The sequence below is a fragment of the Xanthomonas sp. F14 genome (assembly GCF_014199865.1).
In genome coordinates, this window is sequence record NZ_JACHOM010000001.1 from 1,049,759 (window position 1) to 1,069,151 (window position 19,393).

Consider the following 19,393-nt stretch of genomic DNA (forward strand, 5'->3'; position numbering starts at 1 on the left):
TGGGGGTGTGTCAGGAATTCCCCTAGAAAACACCCGTTGAACGTGGTTTTGGAGGCAACGCGAGAGAGTCCGGGGTGCACGATGTGAAGTGCGATTTCACGCTGGCCTCGCTGCATGCGGGCTTGCGGACAGTTGGCATGGTGCGCACAACGCAAAACGGCACCGCATGTGCGGTGCCGTTGTGACCTTGCTGCGGATGCGGAATGCACGGCCGCCTGCTTGAGCGTGGTGTCGAGCATATGTATCCCGCGCACCGTGCACGCCGGTTGCAACAACTGGCGTGCACTGCTGTCGATGTGCTGACAGCACCTGTTGGCGGTTTAGAACTCCTGCCAGTCGCCCACGTCGTTTGCCGTTGCCGATGCACCCGCGGTGCTGCGGCGCACGGGTGCGGCCGTGCTGGCGCGGGCGATCGGGCGCGGTGTGCTGCGGGCATTGGCGGGCGCATTGGCAATGGCCGACAACTGGCGCGCCACCGGTGCGTGTTCGGCAACCTTGAACACGGCGACCGCTTCGGTGAGCTGCTGGGCCTGTTCTTCCATCGCCCGCGCGGCGGCGGTGGCTTCTTCCACCAGCGCGGCATTCTGCTGGGTGGTTTCGTCCATCTGGGTCACGGTCTGGTTGACCTGCTCGATGCCGGAGTACTGCTCCTGCGACGCAGAGGAAATCTCGCCCATGATGTTGGTGACGCGTTGCACGCTGGCAACGATTTCGGCCATGGTGGTGCCGGCCTGGTCGACCAGGGTGGCACCCTGGGTGACCTTGTCGACCGAGTCGTCGATCAGGTGCTTGATCTCCTTGGCGGCACCGGCCGAGCGCTGTGCCAGTGTGCGTACTTCGCTGGCGACCACTGCAAAGCCGCGCCCCTGTTCGCCGGCACGCGCCGCTTCCACTGCGGCATTCAAAGCCAGGATATTGGTCTGGAAGGCGATGCCGTCGATCACGCTGATGATCTCGGCGATCTTCTTCGACGAGCTCTGGATGTCGGACATGGTGGTGACCACCTTGGCCACCACATCGCCGCCCTGCGACGCCACTGCCGCCGCGCCGATGGCGAGCTGGTTGGCCTGGCTGGCGTGTTCGGCATTCTGCTTGACGGTGGAGGTGAGCTCTTCCATCGAGGCGGCGGTTTCTTCCAGGTTGGCGGCCTGCTGCTCGGTGCGCTGCGACAGATCCTGGTTGCCGGAAGCGATTTCGCCCGAGGCCAGGCCGATCGCGTCGGCAGCGGTCTGGATGCGGCCCACGATGCCGGCCAGCTGTTCGGCGGTGGCGTTGGCGTCGTCGCGCATCTGTGCAAACACGCCCTGGTACTGGCCACTCATGCGTGCGGTGAGATCGCCGGCGGCGATCGACTGCAGCAGGCCGGACAGCGACTGCAGGTTGCCGTCGGCGGTGGCCATCAAGGTGTTGAGGCTTTCCACCATGATGCGGAAGTCGAACTGGAACTGCTCGGCATTGCCACGCGCGGTGAAGTCGCCGTTGGCGGCGGCCTGTGCCAGCTGCTTGATCTCGGCGTTCATCGTCGACAGGTTCAATTTGACCTGATTCATTGCCGTGGTGATGGCGGCTTTTTCGCCCGGCAGCTGCGGCATGTCTTCGCTCAGGTCACCGATCGCATAGCGCTCCACCAGGTGGATGGTCTGCATCTTGACCTTGATGTGCGCGGCGACCAGCTCGTTGGTGTCCTTGGCCATGCGGCCGAAATCGCCCGGGAAGGCGCCGGCATCCATGCGGAAGCTGATCTGGCCGTCATCGTGGCGCTTGGCCATGTCCAGCTGCGCGGTGATGAGGTTGCGCACCTGGCCCTGCATGCGATCCATGGCCTGCAACAGGCGGCCGGTTTCGTCGTTGGACTGCGTGCGTACGTCGTTGTCGAGATTGCCGTTGGCGATCGCTTCGGCGGCGCGGGTGGCCTGGGTCAACGGGCGCACCAGGCTGCGGGTGATCAGGAAGCCGAGCAGGGTACTGAACAGCACCACCGCCACGCCGCCGCCGATCAACAGCGCACGGCCGCGGGCCATTTCTGCCGTCGTGGCCACATAGGCTTCCTGGGTGCGCTGACGCTGCAGATCCGAATACTCCGTCAACGCATCCTGCCATTGCTGCGTGCCCGGTGCGGCCTTTTCCAGCAACAGCTTGAGTGCCTCATCAGCCTTGCCGGTCAGGCCCAGCTGCACGACGGTGTCCCTGGTCTCGCGGGCCTGCTCACTGGCAAGGTCGATCCGCTCGCGGATCTGGGTGGCCTGGGGCGAGGCCGAAAACGCATACAGCTTGCGGCGCGTGTCTTCGTAGCTCTTCAGCTGGTTCTTGATGATGGCGTAGAAGCGCAGATTGTCTTCTTGCGAGGTCGGCAACACGATGTTGCGCAACTGCACGGCGATGACCGAGGTGGCGTTGGTCATGTCCTGAGCGTACTGCATGATCGTGATGTTGCGGTTGACCACCGTGTCCATGCGATCGCGGGCCTGCGCCAATGTATGCAGGCCGGCGGCGACAAGTGCGCACGACAACAGGATCAGCGTGCCGAAGGCGAAGCTCAGGCGCTTGCCGACGTTGTACCGTTGAAGAAGAGCGATCATTTGGGGGTCTCAAGGCAGTGGGACAAGAAGGAACAAGACGCGTCGGGTTGACGCGTGGGCGATGCGCAGTGACGGCGCAGCAGGCAGGCATCCAGCCGATCCATCGCCCGGGCCGTAGCGCGGCCCGGGCGATTGCAAGGCAGGTAGGCGTGCCGTTGTAGGTAACGGCCAGCGGCTATGGCACTGAACTGGTCAGCCCCGCTGCGTATGGGTGGCCGTCACCGAAGTGACGCGCATGTGCACAAACGGCCGAAAAATGCTGATGGGAGCGCTATCAACGCGCCTGCCCGCATCGGCGGATTCACATCTGTCTCACCCCATCGGGCGCGATGCGAAACGCCAGGCGCGAGCATGGCCGGGTGCAAGACACCGGCGGATGTAGCAATCCACCCGGCGATGCGACCTTGTCGCACCCGCGCGTAGAAGCAGGGCTTGGCCTGCGCCAGGCATCGAACGTGCCCTGCGCCGTGTTGACGCGGCAGCGGCGATCTCATGCCGCTGCATTGGTTTGGATCAGATGCAGCGCATTCTTACGGAACAGGGGCTGTCACGTTGCACGAGGGCCCCGTGCGCCGGCCCGCAGGTGTGCGACAGACCGCGCGGCGCGCACACGCACATCCGCATGCGACCGCGTCACGCGGCGCGCACGAGCCTGGCCGGCCTGGCGAGGCCGTGCAGTTGGAACACCGACACCGCATCGCGCAACTGCTGCGCCTGTGCTTCCATCGCACGCGCGGCGGCAGTGGCTTCTTCCACCAGCGCGGCGTTCTGCTGGGTGGACTGGTCCATCTGCGCGATGGTCTGGCCGACCTGTTCGATACCCTGCGACTGCTGCTGCGAGGCTTCGCTGATCTCGTGCATGATCTCGGTGACGCCGCGCACCGAATCGACGATGTCCTGCATGGTGCGGCCGGCCTGGCTGACCAGCACATTGCCTTGCTCGACCCGGTTCACCGAATCGTCGATCAGCTGCTTGATCTCCTTGGCCGCGCCGGCCGAGCGCTGCGCCAGGGTACGTACCTCGGAGGCGACCACCGCAAAGCCGCGCCCCTGTTCGCCGGCGCGTGCAGCTTCCACCGCCGCATTCAAGGCCAGGATATTGGTCTGGAACGCGATGCCGTCGATGACCGAGATGATGTCGGCGATCTTGCGCGAGGCGGCCTGGATGCCGGCCATGGTGCCGACGACTTCGCCGACCACCGTGCCACCTTGCGCGGCCACCGCGGCGGCACCGACCACCAGCTGGTTGGCGCGCCGCGCATGCTCGGCGTTGTTGCGCACGGTGGAGGTGAGTTCCTCCATCGAGGCGGCGGTTTCTTCCAGGTTGGCGGCCTGCTGCTCGGTGCGCTGCGACAGGTCCTGGTTGCCGGCGGCAATCTCGCTGGCGGCATCGTTGATCGTGTCGGTGGACTGCTGGATGCGTCCGACGATATCGGCCAGTTGCACCACGGTGGCATTGGCATCGTCGCGCATCTGCGCGAATACGCCGTGGAAGTCGCCATGCATGCGGGTGGTGAGATCGCCGGCGGCGATGGCCCGCAGCACGCTGGATAGCGCGCCCAGATTGCCATCGGCGGTGGCCATCAGCTGGTTGAGACTCTCCACCATGGCTAGGAAGTCGTGCTGGAAGCGCTGGGTATCGCCACGCACGCTGAAATCGCCGTTGGCCGCAGCCTGCGCCAGCAGCTTGATCTCGCTGTTCATCGCAGACAGGTTGCGCTTGACCGCGTCCATGGTGTCGCTGAACACGGCTTTTTCGCCGGGAAGGCGGTCCATGTCCTGGCTCAGGTCGCCGATGGCATAACGCGACATGATCTGGGCGAGTTTCATCTTCACCGCGATATGCGAGCCGACCAGCGCGTTGGTGTCGCGCACCATGGTGGCGTACGCGCCCGGGAAGGTCTCGGCGTCCATGCGATAACTGATCTGGCCGGCGTCGTGGCGCTGGGCCATCTCGCTCTGCGCGGCCAGCACCCGCTGCAGCTGCTCCTGCATCCGGCGCATGTTGTCGAGCAGCTGGCCGGTTTCATCGCGGCTGGGCGCGGCGATGCGCTCGCCGAGCTGGCCTTGCGCGATATTGGCGGCCACCACAGCGGCGCGGCGCACATTGCGGGTCAGCCGCGACAAGGTGTACCAGCCCAGCGCTGCGATCAGCACCGCCAGCAGCGTCAACCCGGCGATGGCCTGCCACATCGCGTTGCGGGCATCGGCCAGGTGGCGTTCGGACTGGCGCTGCAGGGCCTGCAGCGAGACGCTGCTGAGCGCCTGCATGGCTTGGCCGAGATTATCGAGCGCAGCGTTCCATTGGGTGTCGGCGTTGGCGTCGCTGCCGTCCAGCGCGGTGCCGAGCGCGGCCAGCGCCGCGGTTGCACGCGTGGTTTCGGTCCTGGCGGCATCGGCCAGGGCGGGGTCGGGTTGTTCCAGCAGGCCCATCGCCTTGTCCAGCTCATGCCGGAAGCGCGCATGGCTGCGCGCCAACTGGCCGAGCTGTTCGCGCAGCATGGCGCGGCTGTCGGCCGCCTGCGACGGATCGCTGGCCGCATCCAGGCGGGTCAGCGATTCGGTGGCATCGGGACTGTAGATCAGGGTGGCCACCACCAGGTGGTAGCTCTCGATATAGGGGGTATAGACCAGCTGGCTGTCGTCGCGCAAGGCGTCGAGCGCAGCAAACGCCTGCTCGCTGACCGCGGCGTAGCCGTCTGCCGCGGCGCTGGCGACGTGGCGCTGCTGCAGGCCCAGCAAGGCCTTCTGGCTGCGTTCGAAGCCCGGCATCGTGGCGGTGGTGGCCAGCAGGTGTTGCAGATCGCGATCGGCGCGCGCGGCCGCAGCTCCGGCGGCGTCACCGCTGTCGACGTGGGCGGCGTGCAGGTCGGTGATCAGGCCCAGCATCTGCCCAAGCGGCGCATAGCTGCGCAACTCGTTGCTGCTGATGGCCACACTTTCGTTGAGCTTGCCGCTGTACAGCAGTACCGGAATGACCAGGCCGGCCAAGGCCAGGATGCCGATCATGCCGAGTTTCTTGGCGATCGCCAGATCATCCCAGCGGCTGCTCCAGCGCTGGTGAGGGGGTGGGGCGGTCTGCGGCGACAGCGCGGGCGAAGTGGTCATGGAAGATTCTCGTAGGCGTACGCAGCCTATCGGCCCATAACAGTTATGCCTTGAGCCGGTCGGCATCGATGCCGACCGGCTCCATTCAGACTGTCGTGCTCGCTTGGCTCAGAACTCCTGCCAGCTGGCGTCGTTGCTTGGCGCGGTGACCACGGCGCGCGGCTTGGACGCGGCGGTGCGTCCGGCCGCGACCACCTTGGCCTTCAGCGCGGGAGTCACCACCGGCCGCGGCGCGGCGGTGCGCACCGGCGCCAGGGCATTGGCGGCATCGGTCTTGAATACCGCCACCGCGTCGGTGAGCTGGGTGGCCTGGTCTTCCAGCGCACGTGCGGCGGCGGTAGCTTCTTCCACCAGCGCGGCGTTCTGCTGGGTGGCCTCGTCCATCTGGGTGACGGTCTGGTTGACCTGCTCGATGCCGGAGGACTGCTCCTGCGAGGCAGCGGAGATCTCGCCCATGATGTCGGTGACCCGCTGCACGCTGGACACGATCTCGCCCATGGTCTTGCCGGCGCTGTGCACCAGCACCGACCCTTCGGAGACACGCTGCACCGAGTCGTCGATCAGCCCCTTGATCTCCCTGGCCGCCGCGGAAGAGCGCTGCGCCAGCGTGCGCACTTCCGAGGCGACCACGGCAAAGCCGCGTCCCTGCTCGCCGGCGCGCGCGGCTTCCACCGCCGCGTTCAAGGCCAGGATGTTGGTCTGGAACGAGATGCCGTCGATGACCGAGATGATGTCGGCGATCTTCTTGGACGAGGCTTCGATGCCGCTCATCGTCTCGACCACCTTGCTGACGATCTCGCCGCCCTGCGAGGCCACGCCGGCCGCGCCGATGGCGAGCTGGTTGGCCTGGCGCGCGCTTTCGGCGTTCTGCTTGACGGTGGAGGTGAGCTCTTCCATCGAGGCGGCGGTTTCTTCCAGATTGGCGGCCTGCTGCTCGGTGCGCTGCGACAGATCCTGATTGCCGGCCGCGATCTCGCTGGCGGCACCCTTGATCGACACCGCCGAGGCCTTGATGCCGCTGACGATCTCGGCCAGCTGCGTAGCCGTGGCATTGGCGTCGTCACGCATCTGCGCGAACACGCCACGGAAGTCGCCGCTCATGCGTGCGGTGAGGTCGCCGGCGGCGATGGACTGCAGCAGGGTGGAGAGCGACTGCAGGTTGCCGTCGGCGGTGGACATCAGATTGTTGAGGCTTTCCACCATCAGGCGGAAGTCGTACTGGAAGCGCTCGGCATCGCCGCGGGCGCTGAAGTCGCCGTTGGCCGCCGACAGTGCCAGGTGCTTGATCTCGGTATTCATTGCACCGAGATTGACCTTGACCTGCGCCATGGTCTCGCTGAGCACGGCCTTTTCGCCGGGCAGCTTTTCCATATCCTCGGACAGGTCGCCGATCGCGTAGCGGCCCATGATCTGCGCCAGCCGCATCTTCACCGCGATGTGCGAGCCCACCAACGTGTTGGTGTCGTGCGCCATGCGGCCGTACTCGCCGGGGAAGGCGGCGGCATCGATGCGGAAGCTGATCTGGCCATCGTCGTGGCGCTTGGCCATGTCGGTCTGCGCGGCGAGCAGGTTGCGCAACTGCAGTTGCATCTTGCTCATCGCCTTGAGCAGGCGGCCGCTTTCGTCGTTGAATTGGGTGTCGACGTCGTTATCCAGTTTGCCGCCGGCAATCGATTCGGCTGCGCGGGTGGCCCGGCTCAGCGGCTGGGTGAGGCTGCGGGTGATCAGCACGCCCAGCACGCCGCTCAGCAGCACCACCAGCAGCGAGCCGCCGACCAGCAGCTTGCGCGAGTCGTCCATGGATTGCAGTGCGACCGCAGAGGCCTCACCAGCCAGCTTGTCCTGCAGGGCGATGTTCTCGGCGATCTTGTCCTGCCATTGCTGCATTGCCGGTGCGGCCTGGGTCAGCAGCAAGGGCAGCGCTTCGTCGCTGTGGCCGGTCATGACCAGATCGATGACCTTGTCGTTCAGTGCCTTGACCACGGCGCGCCGGCGATCGATTTCTGCGCGGATCTCACGTCCCTGGTCAGACGGTGGAATCGCATACAGCGCTTCGCGTGCCTTGGAGTAGTCGGCGCGCGCCGCCTGGATGAGCTCGATAAACTTGACATTATCTTCATTGCTGGTGGGCAGCACCACGTTACGGATCTGCATCGCAATGACGGAATTGGCATTCATCATGGCGTGGGAGAGGCGGATCTTCTCCATGTTCTGATGCACCAGATGGTCCACCAGCGCGCGCGCGGAAGTCAGGCCGCGGTAACCGATAAAGGCAATGAGGCCGGATAAAACAATCAGGACAGCAAAAGCCGCCGCCAGCCGAGGTCCGACGTTGTAGCGTTGGAGAAGTGCAGTCATGACAGATCCTGGAAGGCGTTATGCGATAGATGGGAGCGACCGGATAATGCCAGCCCGTATTTTGCGTGACATGTCGCTATGCGCAGTAACGGCGCGCGACCGTAGTGCTGAATACCTCGATATCAAAAAAATATATAACCCGGTCAGGCTTGTGAAGAATATAAGTCGCCAGAGATGGAGTTAATCGGTTTTGTAATCGCTACCAGTGGAAATAATGCCGAACTCGACAGTTTGAATATTGCTACATAAGTAAAAGGTTATTTTAAAGCTGTTTTATTGCCTATCGGGTTGATGTGTCTTTTCAAAAAGCGATGCGGCAATAAAAAAGCCGCGCTCCCGGGAGCGCGGCTTGGGTCTTTTACAGCGGCCAGTGCGCGGCCGCTGCGGCGTTTCCTAGAACTCGGCCCAATCCGACTCGTTGGACGGTGCCAGCGCCACTGCGGCGCGTGCAGCGGGCCTGGCGACCGGCGGCTTGGTCGCCGCTGCGCTGGCGGCAGCGGGCCGCTTGGCAGCGATCTGGCGCACCACCGGCGTGGCACGCGTCACCGCTTCCAGTTCGGCCGACAGGCGGAACAGGGCCACCGCTTCGGTGAGCTGCTGCGCCTGTTCTTCCATCGAACGCGCGGCGGCGGTGGCTTCTTCCACCAGCGCGGCGTTTTGCTGGGTGGCTTCGTCCATGTGGGTGACGGTCTGGTTGACCTGCTCGATGCCGGCCGACTGTTCCTGCGAGGCGGCGGAGATCTCGCTCATGATGTCGGTCACGCGCTGCACCGAGGAGACGATCTCGCTCATGGTGGTGCCGGCCTGGTTCACCAGCGCCGAGCCTTCGGCCACCTTGCTGACCGAGTCGTCGATCAGGCTCTTGATTTCCTTGGCGGCGCCGGCCGAGCGCTGCGCCAGCGTGCGCACTTCCGAGGCGACCACCGCAAAGCCGCGGCCCTGTTCGCCGGCACGTGCCGCTTCCACCGCCGCGTTCAGGGCCAGGATGTTGGTCTGGAATGCGATGCCGTCGATCACCGAGATGATCTCGGCGATCTTCTTGGACGAGGTCTGGATACCGGACATGGTGGTGACCACCTGGCCGACCACGCTGCCGCCATGCGAGGCGACATCGGCGGCACCGATCGCCAGCTGGTTGGCCTGGCGTGCGTGTTCGGCATTCTGCTTGACGGTGGAGGTGAGCTCTTCCATCGAAGCGGCGGTTTCTTCCAGGTTGGCCGCCTGCTGCTCGGTACGCTGCGACAGGTCCTGGTTGCCGGCGGCGATTTCGCCAGCGGCGGTGTTGATGGCCAGGGTGGAGTGCTTGATGCGCCCGACGATGTCGGTCAGGCGCTGGGTGGTGGCATTGGCATCGTCGCGCAGGCGCGCGAACACGCCGTGGAATTGCCCATCCATGCGTGCGGTCAGGTCGCCTTCGGCGACTGCGCCGAGCAACTGCGACAGCTTGCCCAGGTTGCGGTCGCTGACCTCCATCATCGAATTCAGGTCCGCCACCATCACTGCGAAGTCGTACTTGAAGCGCGCCGCGTCGCCGCGTGCGCTGAAATCGCCGGCCGCTGCGGCCTGCGCCAGCTGCTTGATCTCGGTGTTGATCGACAACAGGCTGGCCTTGGCGGCATCCATGGCTTCATGCAGGATGGCGCGGCTGGCCGGCAGACGGCGTGCGTCCTGGGTCAAATCGCCCTGTGCGTACTGGTTGAGGATGCGCACCGCATCGGTGATGGCATCCAGATGCTCGAAGATCATCGTGTTGATGCCAGTGGCCAGGGTGCCGTACACGCCGGGGAAATCCTCCGGCATGCGGTGGGTGATGTCTTCGGCCGCGTGCAGGTGCGACATGCGCGCGGTTTCGTCGCTGAAGCGGCGCAGCATCTGCGTCATGCTGCCGGTGGCGTCGAGCATCTGGCCGATTTCGTCCTTGCTGGTGTTGCTGACCTGCACGCTCAGATCGCCACGCGAGACCGCCTTGATGGCGCCCAGCGCCTTGGACAGCGGGTTGGTGATGCCGCGCGCGATCAGCCAGCCGAAGGTTACCGACAGCGCGGCCATCAGCAGCGTGCCGATCAGCAATACCGCGCTGGTCAGCTTGAACGAGGCGTCGCTGGCCGCGACCATGTCGCTCAGGGCCTTGGATTGCTGTGCATACAGCTTGTCGACCGAGGCGAACAGTTCCTTGCGGATCTCGCCGGACTGCTTGCGCGAAAATTCCATCGCCGCAGCGCGGTCGGGTTCTGCATAGAGCTTGCGCAGCTGCTGGTTGGCGGCAAAGTAACGCGTGCTGGCATCGCTCAGCTTCGCGTATTCGGCCTGCAGCGGCGAGCCGGCGCCGATCTTGGCGTCCAGCAGCTTTTGCGTTTCGAGGTACTTGGCCTGGATCTCATCCATGCGTTTGAAGAACATCGCATAGCGTTCCGGATCGTCCAGATTGACGAACTGGCCCACTTCATAGACGCGGAATTCGCCGGCAAAGCCACGCAGCTCGGACAGACGGCTCAGCACCGGCACCACGTCCTGGTTGATCAGGGTGGTCTGCCGCTGCATCTGCTGCATGCGCGAAAAACCGAGCCCGCCAAGCAGGGCGGTCAACACGGCACTCAGGCAAAAGGCAAACATCAGTTTGCGGCGGATCGGCCAATCGTTGAACTTGTTCATCAGTAACTCCGGGGCATTGCGCAGGAACGCTCTCCAGCACGCTAGCGGCTGCCCGGTATGATTCTTTATCTTTGAAGGATGAACGGTGCCGTGGCCGGCTCGCGGATGCCGCGATCAGGCCGCCGGCAACGCTGCCGCGGCGGGCAGGGCGGCACGCCGGTGGCGCGGCCGCTACGCGGGTGCGGCCCAGGCTTGGGTCGCCTGCACGCGTGGCTCAGAAGTCCTGCCACTGCCCGTCGTTGCCGCTGGCAAGCACCGGCGTGGTTGCCGGCTTGCGTGCAGCCGCTGCGCCGGGGCTGCGCTTGGGCGCAGCCACTGCCGCTGTGGCGGCTGGCGCTGCCGCCATCGGTGCCGGCGCATCGGCAAGGGTGAAGCGCGACACCGCCTGCGCCAGCTGGCCGGCCTGGTCTTCCATGGTGCGCGCGGCGGCGGTGGCTTCTTCCACCAGCGCAGCGTTCTGCTGGGTGGCCTCATCCATCTGGGTGATGGTGAGGTTGACCTGCTCGATGCCGGCCGACTGCTCCTGCGAGGCGGCGGCGATCTCGCCCATGATGTCGGTGACACGCTGCACGCTGGCCACGATGTCGGCCATGGTGGTGCCGGCCTGCTGCACCAGCACCGAGCCTTCGGCGACCTTGCTCACCGAGTCGTCGATCAGGTGCTTGATCTCCTTGGCGGCGCCGGCCGAGCGCTGCGCCAGCGTGCGTACTTCCGAGGCGACCACCGCAAAGCCGCGGCCCTGTTCGCCGGCACGCGCCGCCTCCACTGCTGCATTCAGGGCCAGGATATTGGTCTGGAAGGCGATGCCGTCGATGACGCTGATGATCTCGGCGATCTTCTTCGACGAGACCTGGATGCCTGACATGGTGGTGACCACCTTGGCCACCACCGCACCGCCTTGGGAGGCGACGCCGGCCGCGCCGATCACCAGCTGGTTGGCCTGGCGCGCGCTTTCGGCATTCTGCTTGACGGTGGAGGTCAGCTCCTCCATCGAGGCGGCGGTTTCTTCCAGATTGCCGGCCTGTTGTTCAGTGCGCTGCGACAGGTCGTTGTTGCCGGCGGCGATCTCGCTGGAAGCGGTGTGGATGCTGCCGGCGGCTTGCTGGATGCGTCCGATCACCAGCGCCAGCTGCTCGGCGGTGGTATTGGCATCGTCGCGCATGTGGGCAAACACGCCGTGGAAATCACCCTGCATGCGCGCGCTCAGGTCGCCATCGGCCAGTGCGCTGAGCAGGCGCGAGACCTCGGCGATGCTGACGGCGTTGGCATCGAGCAGGGCATTGAGCTGCTGCGCCAGCTGCAAGAAGAAGCCTTGCTTGCCGGCGCTGTCGATACGCTTGGACAGGTCGCCGGCCGCGGCGCTGCGCACCACATCGGCCACGTCGATTTCCACGCGTGCCTCGGCGGTGCGGTCGCGCCATTCGCAGACAAAGCCCAGATGCGCACCGGCCGAGTCGCGGATCGCCGAGACATCCTGGGTGATGCATGCCGCGCGGTACTGCACCTGGCGTTGCGCCGAATCCTGGCGATCCAGACGTTGATAGATCTCCGCATCCTGCGCATTGCCCACTTCCAGCATGGACACCGATTGGCCGATCAGGTTGCTGGAGCGGTCGAACGCCGGCGCGCAGGCGTGGATGTCGTCGGCATAGGTCTGCAGCAAGGTCCGCAGCGCGGTGTTGGCGTAGATGATGGTCAGGTCCGGGTCGGCGATGTACATGCCGGTGGAGGCATTGTCGAGCGCGGTGCGGATGCGCAGGTTTTCCGCAGCGATGCTGCGCTCGCGCTCCAGCCGTTCGCGCAGGTCGCGCTGCATGCGCGCCAGTGCGGCCATCAGGCTGCGTGCGTGGTGTGCGGCCACCGGAATGGGCTGGTCCAGGCGACCTTCGGCGATGTGCTGCGCAGCGCTCATGGCCAGCTGCGGCTCGCCGCCAAGCAGGCCGAACACCGAGCGCAGGATCCAGCCGGCGGCCAGTGCCAGGCAGACGAAAGCGAGCACCACCGCGCCGCCTTGCTGCCACATCACCCGGTGGCTGTCCTGTTCGGCCTTGAGCCGATTGGCCTTGTTCAAGGCCAGGATGCGCTCGCTGATCGCGCCCATGCGGGTTTCCAGCTGGGCAAACTTGGCGGTGAAGTCGGCGTAGGCCGCGCCGCTGTCGGCCTGCGTCTCGGCCAGGGTCATGACCTGGTCGGCCGCGCCGATATAGGCCTGCAATGCCGGTGCCGCCGCGTCCAGATCGCTGCGCAGTGCCGGGTCCAGCGGCAGTTTGCGGTTGGCCTGCAGCGCCTGACGAAATTCCGTGGCGTGTTCGCCCAGTGCGCTGCGTGCTTCCGCGATCGCGGCGGCGTCCTGGCGCGAGGCGGCCAGCAGGGCGGCTGTGACGTCGCCGCGCAGGGCGTCGTGCATCATGTCGGCCTGCATGTGGTTGCGCAGCGCATCGGAGGAGATGACCTGTGCGGCGATCGCGTCGAGCAGGCCGCGCTGGCCGTTGTAGCCGACGCCGCCCAGCGCGAGCAGCGCCAACGCTGCCACCAGCACCAGGATCCCCAGCATATGCATGATTTTCATTGTGCGGCCTGTTTCAGAAGCGGAAAGACAGACCCACGCCGAGCGCGTGATCCGGTGAGCGATCGTTGAGGCCGCGGCTGTACACCGCGTCCAGTTGCACGTCGTTGCTCAGCAGCCAGGCCGAGCCGACGTCGAGCAGTGCCACGGTGCCGCCGTCCTCGCTGTTGGCGACCTGCGGCAATGCCACTTCCACGAAGGAGCGCACGCGCTCGTTCCAGGCCTTGCCCAGTACCGCGCCGAAGATGCCGGCGGTGTAGCGGTTGCCTTGCCCATCGTCGTCCCACACCACGCCGGGCATCAGCCCGGCCGAGAGGCTGTCGCTGAGCTCCCATTCGGCCACCAGCCGCAACGATGGCCGTGCACCGTGCCCACGCAGGGCGCGGGCGCCGCTGGGCAGGTCCACATGCAGCAGCCAGGCCAGCGAGGCCTTGCCGTCGTCGGACCCGGCAAGATGGTGCTTGACCCCGAGCGCCACATCGGACATGCCGCTCACCTTGGCCTCGCCGGGTGCGTCGATGCGCTGCCAACCGTCGGTTTCCAGCCGCAGTTCCCAGCTCTGGCCGAGGCCGTAGCGAAACAGCGTGGGCGTGGAATATCCGTCGACCGAGGCATCGCGCTCCCAGGCGACGCTGGTTTCCACCTGCAGCCGGCGGTCGCCGACGGTGAGGCTGGACTCGACGAAATCAGGACGGTCGGTGGCGATCTGATCTTCGGCGCGGGCATGGCCGACGACGCAACACAGCACAATACAGCTGGCAACAAGGCATGGCTTCATGGCAACCCCTGGAACGCGCGAATCTCCGGGCGCATGCGCGGGTCTGGCGACCGGGCACATGCGCTGCTGGACCGGCTGCTACGGTGGGGGCGCAGGCAGTCGATGTCTTCCTCGCTAACGGCAACGGCTGCTGAATCTTTAAGCGTCGCCGATGGCCGGAGCCGGGCAGGGGAACGCGGTCGAGTGTCAGATCCGCGATAGGACGATGTGGGTGTGCTTCATCCTGTGTCGGCAGCTGCGCGCGTGCGCAGCTGCCGACACCGCACTCAGAAATCCTGCCACTGGCTGTCGTTGCCGGCGACACTGCCGGGCGACTTGCCGGTGGGGGGACGCGGCGTTACCGCCGCACGTTTCTTGTCGGTCGGCGCCCGTGTGGATGGCGCAACCGCGCTGACCACCGGTCTGGTGGCAGGGGCAATCGCCGCCGGCCTGCCGGCATGGCTGAGCTTGAACACCGCCACCGCCTCGGTCAGCTGGCCGGCCTGTTCTTCCATCGCGCGTGCAGCGGCAGTGGCTTCTTCCACCAGCGCCGCGTTCTGCTGGGTGGCCTCGTCCATCTGGGTCACGGTCAGGTTGACCTGCTCGATGCCGCTGGATTGCTCCTGCGAGGCGGCGGAGATCTCGCCCATGATGTCGGTGACGCGCTGCACGCTGGCGACGATCTCGGCCATGGTGGTGCCTGCCTGCTGCACCAGCGACGAGCCCTGCGCCACCTTGCCGACCGAATCGTCGATCAGGTGCTTGATCTCCTTGGCCGCGCCGGCCGAGCGCTGCGCCAAGGTGCGCACTTCGCTGGCGACCACCGCAAAGCCGCGGCCCTGCTCGCCGGCACGCGCCGCTTCCACCGCTGCGTTCAAGGCCAGGATATTGGTCTGGAAGGCGATGCCGTCGATGACCGAGATGATCTCGGCGATCTTCTTCGACGAGACCTCGATGCCGGACATGGTGGTGACCACCTGCGCCACCACCGCGCCGCCATGCGAGGCGACATCGGCCGCGCCGATCGCCAGCTGGTTGGCCTGGCGTGCGTGCTCGGCGTTCTGCTTGACGGTGGAGGTCAGCTCCTCCATCGAGGCGGCGGTTTCTTCCAGGTTGGCGGCCTGTTGTTCGGTGCGTTGCGACAGGTCGCTGTTGCCGGCGGCGATCTCGCTGGCGGCCGCGTTGATCTGCGTGGCCGAGGTCTGGATGCCCGAGACGATGCCGGTGAGTTGCGCCACGGTGGCATTGGCATCGTCGCGCATGCGTGCGAACACGCCCTGGAACTGCCCGTCCATGCGCACGGTGAGGTCGCCCTCGGCCAGCGCGCTGAGCAGGCGGGAGATGCGCTCCAGGCCTTGCGAGGTGGTTTCCAGCAAGCCGTTGAGCTGACGGCCGAATTCCAGATAGAAGCCGCGCTTGTCGTCCAGCGCAAGACGCTGGCCAAAGTCGCCCATCAGCGCCGACTGCACCAGCGCGGCGACCTCTGCCTGGGTGCTGACTTCGGCGCTGACATTGCGCCACAGCAGCATGCTGCCGCTGCGATGGCCATCGGCGGCGTAGAGCGGGGTCATGGTCAGGTCCAGCGTCACCGGGCCGAAGGTGTAGCGCTCCAGCGTGGTGGACTGCAGTTGCTGCAGGCGCTGCAACCGCGCCTTGCCCTCGGCATCGCTGCCGAACACGTAGTCCAGCGGTTTGCCGACTACCGCATCGGCGCTGAAGCCCTGCTGGCCCTTGGCATGAAACGCCGCTTCGCCGCATTTGAACGAGGTGTGCAGTGCCTCGGTGATGAACACGGCAGTGTGCTGCTCGTCGGCCAGCAGCACTTCCATTTCCGAATGTTCCAGCGCGGTGCGGATGCGCAGGTTTTCGTTGGCGATCTGTGCATCGCGTTCGATGCGCTGGCGCAGGTCGGTCTGCATGCGCTGCATGGCGCCCATCAGGCGGCCCACTTCGTCCTGACGCTGCGCGGCAATCTGGTTGTCCAGCTTGCCGGAGGCAATCGCATCGGCCACCTTGGCCGCGGCGTTCAGCGGACCCACCACCTGCCGCCGCAACAGTACGAACAGCGCCAGGCTGAGCACCAGCGCCGAGCCCAGGCCGACCGCCAGAATGGTCCACAACAGGCGATGTGCCTGCTGCATGATCGCCGCATACGGCACCACCACACCCAGCGCAAAACGCTCCTGCGCCTGGCCGATCTGCAACGGCACATAGGCGCTGACCATGCCGGCGGCATCCGGCGTGAAGTCCAGATAGTCCTTGCCGGCGCTGGTGGCCGCCAGCATCGCGCGATAGTCGGCGCCGTCGGCCGGCTTGCCGATTCGCGCGGCGTCGCGCGAGGCCAGAATCACCCCGGCGGGCGAGATCAGCTCGACGTAGCCGTCGTCCATCGGACGCAAGGCGCTCAGGCGCTTCTGCAACGCGGCCAGGGCGAAATCCACCGACACCACGCCCACATACTTGCCCTGATCCAGGATGGGCGTGGACAAGGTGGTCATCAGCACCGGCTTGCCGCCGATCTGGTAATCGTAGGGGCCGGCCACGATCTGCCGGCCCAGCTCGCGCGGTTTGAGGTTCCAGTCACCGTCGCCGGGTTTTTCGTAACCGACCAGGGGTTCGCGGATCAGCGATTGCCCGTTGTAGGCCCAGTAGGTCATGAAGCGGCCGGTATTGTCGTGACCCTCGGCATCGACATAGTCGCCGTCCTTGCCGTCGAAGGCCTGCGGCTCCCACAACGTGCCCATGCCCACCCATTCGGGATGGTTCTGCAACTGGTCGTGCACGATCGCCGACGCCGCCTCGCGGCTCACCCCGCCGTGCGCACGCTGCGCCAGCAAGGCGCTGGCGACCGACTGGCCGGTGGTGAACGCCTGCCCCAGCTCGCTGCCGATCTGCTCGGCCTGATAGCGTGCCGCGTTCTGCATCGTGGTCTGTGCCGAGGCGATCAGTGCGCGGCTGCTTTGCCAGTAGCTGATCGCCGCAGTGAGGCCGAAGCACAGCAACGCAGCGACGGCGGTGCCGAGCATCAGGCGATACGCAAGACTGCCGCCGGAGCGGGGTTGCGTGGGGGACGAGGGCATGGGCGTGGCTTCGAAGTGAGGGAGGGAGTGCGGGAACGATCTGGCAGTCATCAGCTGGCGACGCGCAAGGCCTCCGCGCGCGCGGCAGCGCGGCCGCTGCCGCGCTGCGCCGACGAGGCAGCGCTCACGCGGAAGCTGGATACCGCCTCGTCAAGCTGCTGCGCCTGCTGCTGCATGGCGTTGGCGGCGGCGGTGGCTTCTTCCACCAGCGCGGCGTTCTGCTGGGTGCTCTCGTCCATCTGGGTGACGGTGAGGTTGACCTGCTCGATGCCGGCCGATTGTTCCTGTGAGGCGGCGGAGATCTCGCTCATGATGTCGGTCACGCGCTGCACCGAGGACACGATGTCGGCCATGGTCTTGCCGGCCTGATCCACCAGTGCCGACCCCTGCGCCACCTTGCCGACCGAGTCGTCGATCAGGTGCTTGATCTCCTTGGCCGCGCCGGCCGAGCGCTGTGCCAGCGTGCGTACTTCGCTGGCGACCACCGCAAAGCCGCGGCCCTGTTCGCCGGCACGCGCCGCTTCCACCGCTGCATTCAAGGCCAGGATGTTGGTCTGGAAGGCGATGCCGTCGATGACCGAGATGATCTCGGCGATCTTCCTGGACGAGGTCTGGATGCTGGACATGGTGTCCACCACCTGGCTGACCACCTGGCCGCCCTGCGAGGCCACCGAGGCGGCACCGATCGCCAGCTGGTTGGCCTGGCGCGCGTGCTCGGCGTTCTGCTTGACGGTGGCGGTGAGCTCCTCCATCGAGGCGGCGGTTTCTTCCAGGTTGGCGGCCTGCTGCTCGGTACGCTGCGACAGGTCGTTGTTGCCGGCGGCGATCTCGCTGGCCGACCCGGTGATGGCACCGGCGGCCTGCTGGATGCGCCCGACGATGCCGGCCAGCTGCGTGGCCGTGGTGTTGGCGTCATCGCGCATGCGTGCGAACACGCCGTGGAACTGACCATCCATGCGCGCGGTGAGGTCGCCTTCGGCCAGCGCGGCCAGCAGCTCGGACAGCTTGCCCAGGTTGCGGTCGCTGACTTCCATCATCGCGTTGAGGTCGTTGATCATGCGCGCCGAGTCGTGCTTGAAGCGCGTGGCATCGCCGCGCTGGCTGAAGTCGCCATTGGCCGCGGCCTGGGCCAGGCGCTTGATCTCGGTGTTGATCGCCAGCAGGCTGGCCTTGGCCGCATCCATCGCTTCGTGCAGCACCGCACGCGTGCCGGGCAGGCGCGCGGCGTCGCGCGACAGGTCGCCTTGCGCGTACTCGTTGAGGATGCCGATCGCATCGATGATGGCGTCCAGGTGTTCGAAGATCATCGTATTGATGCCGCCGGCCAGTTCGCCGTAGACACCGGGGAAATCGGTGGGCATGCGGTGGCCGACGTCTTCGCCGGCGTGCATGTGCACCATCACCTTGGTCTGCGCGGAGAAGCGCTCCAGCGTGTGCACCATGTCGTCGGTGGCCTTGAGCATCTGTCCGATTTCATCGCTGCCGTGCTGTGCGGTGCGCACGCTCAGGTCGCCACGCGCCACGCCCTTGATGGCGGCGAGCGCACGCGAGACCGGCTCCAGGATCGAATTGCCGATCAGCCAGCCCACCAGCAGGTTAAGCAGCACCAGCACGCCGCCGGCCAGGGTGACGACGCCGGTGAAGGCCAGCGCCTGCGACTGGGTGTCGTCCAGATACACGCCGGTGCCGATCACCCAGCCCCACGGCTTGTACAGCGCGGCGTACGAGGTCTTCTGCACCGGCTCCTTTTCGCCGGGCTTGGCCCAGGCGTAATCGACATAGCCGCCGCCGGCCTGCGCCGCAGCGACGAAGGCCGGGAAAATCCGTTTGCCGTCCGGGCTCAGCACATCGTTGAGCGGCTTGCCGTTGAGATCCGGGCGGATGGGGTGCATCAGCATCACCGGCGTCTGGTCGGTGACGTAGATGTAATCCACGCCGCCGCGTGCGCGCATGGTGGACAAGGTATGCAGCGCGGCTTTCTTGGCACTGTCCACATCCATCTCGCCCTTCTCGGCGCGCTCGGCGTAGCCATTGACCACCGCAATCGCCATCTCGATCTGGCTCTTGAGCCCGTCGCGGCGCGTATCGGTGAGATCCACGTATTGCATGCGGGCGGCGATCACCGCCAGCGCGATGATGCCCAGCGCCACCAGTGCGGTCTGCGCCAGAAACTTGCGCTTCAGCGGAACGTTGGCCAGCGTGTTTGCAATCGTGGTCTTGAAGGTCATGGCAGGTATCCAGTAAAGGAATGTGACCGGGATAAGTCGAATAGCGACCTGATCCCCAAAAGGTT

8 protein-coding genes are annotated in these 19,393 nt (G+C 66.0%); all 8 read right to left on the minus strand.

Features of this window, described 5'->3' with window-relative positions; genetic code table 11:
• Positions 1-320: 320 nt before the first annotated feature.
• The 8 genes from GGR73_RS04630 to GGR73_RS04665 all read right to left on the minus strand — a co-directional run bounded on the left by GGR73_RS04630 (position 321) and on the right by GGR73_RS04665 (position 19,328).
• Positions 321-2,579, minus strand: a complete 2,259-nt coding sequence (locus GGR73_RS04630; protein WP_184455820.1) for a methyl-accepting chemotaxis protein — start codon at positions 2,577-2,579, stop codon at positions 321-323.
• A 633-nt stretch (positions 2,580-3,212) separates the two neighbouring features.
• Positions 3,213-5,687 (minus strand): methyl-accepting chemotaxis protein, encoded by a 2,475-nt coding sequence (locus GGR73_RS04635; RefSeq protein WP_184455822.1) that lies wholly within the window; start codon positions 5,685-5,687, stop codon positions 3,213-3,215.
• A 108-nt stretch (positions 5,688-5,795) separates the two neighbouring features.
• Positions 5,796-8,045 (minus strand): methyl-accepting chemotaxis protein, encoded by a 2,250-nt coding sequence (locus GGR73_RS04640; RefSeq protein ID WP_184455824.1) that lies wholly within the window; start codon positions 8,043-8,045, stop codon positions 5,796-5,798.
• A 393-nt stretch (positions 8,046-8,438) separates the two neighbouring features.
• The gene (locus tag GGR73_RS04645) at positions 8,439-10,697 is read right to left on the minus strand and encodes a methyl-accepting chemotaxis protein (protein ID WP_184455826.1); all 2,259 of its coding nucleotides are present in this window, start codon (positions 10,695-10,697) and stop codon (positions 8,439-8,441) included.
• A gap of 214 nt (positions 10,698-10,911) precedes the next feature.
• Positions 10,912-13,266, minus strand: coding sequence for a methyl-accepting chemotaxis protein (locus GGR73_RS04650; RefSeq protein WP_184455828.1), 2,355 nt, complete (start codon positions 13,264-13,266; stop codon positions 10,912-10,914).
• A gap of 13 nt (positions 13,267-13,279) precedes the next feature.
• On the minus strand, positions 13,280-14,041 hold the full coding sequence (locus GGR73_RS04655; RefSeq protein ID WP_184455830.1) for a transporter: 762 nt from the start codon (positions 14,039-14,041) through the stop codon (positions 13,280-13,282).
• Positions 14,042-14,307: 266 nt separating this feature from the next.
• The gene (locus GGR73_RS04660; RefSeq protein WP_184455832.1) at positions 14,308-17,100 is read right to left on the minus strand and encodes a methyl-accepting chemotaxis protein; all 2,793 of its coding nucleotides are present in this window, start codon (positions 17,098-17,100) and stop codon (positions 14,308-14,310) included.
• A 50-nt stretch (positions 17,101-17,150) separates the two neighbouring features.
• Positions 17,151-19,328 carry a methyl-accepting chemotaxis protein gene (locus tag GGR73_RS04665; RefSeq protein WP_184455834.1) on the minus strand — a complete coding sequence of 726 codons (2,178 nt, stop codon included), beginning with the start codon at positions 19,326-19,328 and terminating at the stop codon, positions 17,151-17,153.
• Positions 19,329-19,393: the final 65 nt, after the last annotated feature.

Bases quoted from the DNA above. Each gene is read 5' to 3' on its own strand.
- GGR73_RS04645 (WP_184455826.1), bottom strand. From the start codon at position 10,697: ATGAACAAGTTCAACGATTGGCCGATCCGCCGCAAACTGATGTTTGCC.
- GGR73_RS04665 (WP_184455834.1), bottom strand. From the start codon at position 19,328: ATGACCTTCAAGACCACGATTGCAAACACGCTGGCCAACGTTCCGCTG.
- GGR73_RS04635 (WP_184455822.1), bottom strand. From the start codon at position 5,687: ATGACCACTTCGCCCGCGCTGTCGCCGCAGACCGCCCCACCCCCTCAC.
- GGR73_RS04660 (WP_184455832.1), bottom strand. From the start codon at position 17,100: ATGCCCTCGTCCCCCACGCAACCCCGCTCCGGCGGCAGTCTTGCGTAT.
- GGR73_RS04655 (WP_184455830.1), bottom strand. From the start codon at position 14,041: ATGAAGCCATGCCTTGTTGCCAGCTGTATTGTGCTGTGTTGCGTCGTC.
- GGR73_RS04640 (WP_184455824.1), bottom strand. From the start codon at position 8,045: ATGACTGCACTTCTCCAACGCTACAACGTCGGACCTCGGCTGGCGGCG.
- GGR73_RS04630 (WP_184455820.1), bottom strand. From the start codon at position 2,579: ATGATCGCTCTTCTTCAACGGTACAACGTCGGCAAGCGCCTGAGCTTC.
- GGR73_RS04650 (WP_184455828.1), bottom strand. From the start codon at position 13,266: ATGAAAATCATGCATATGCTGGGGATCCTGGTGCTGGTGGCAGCGTTG.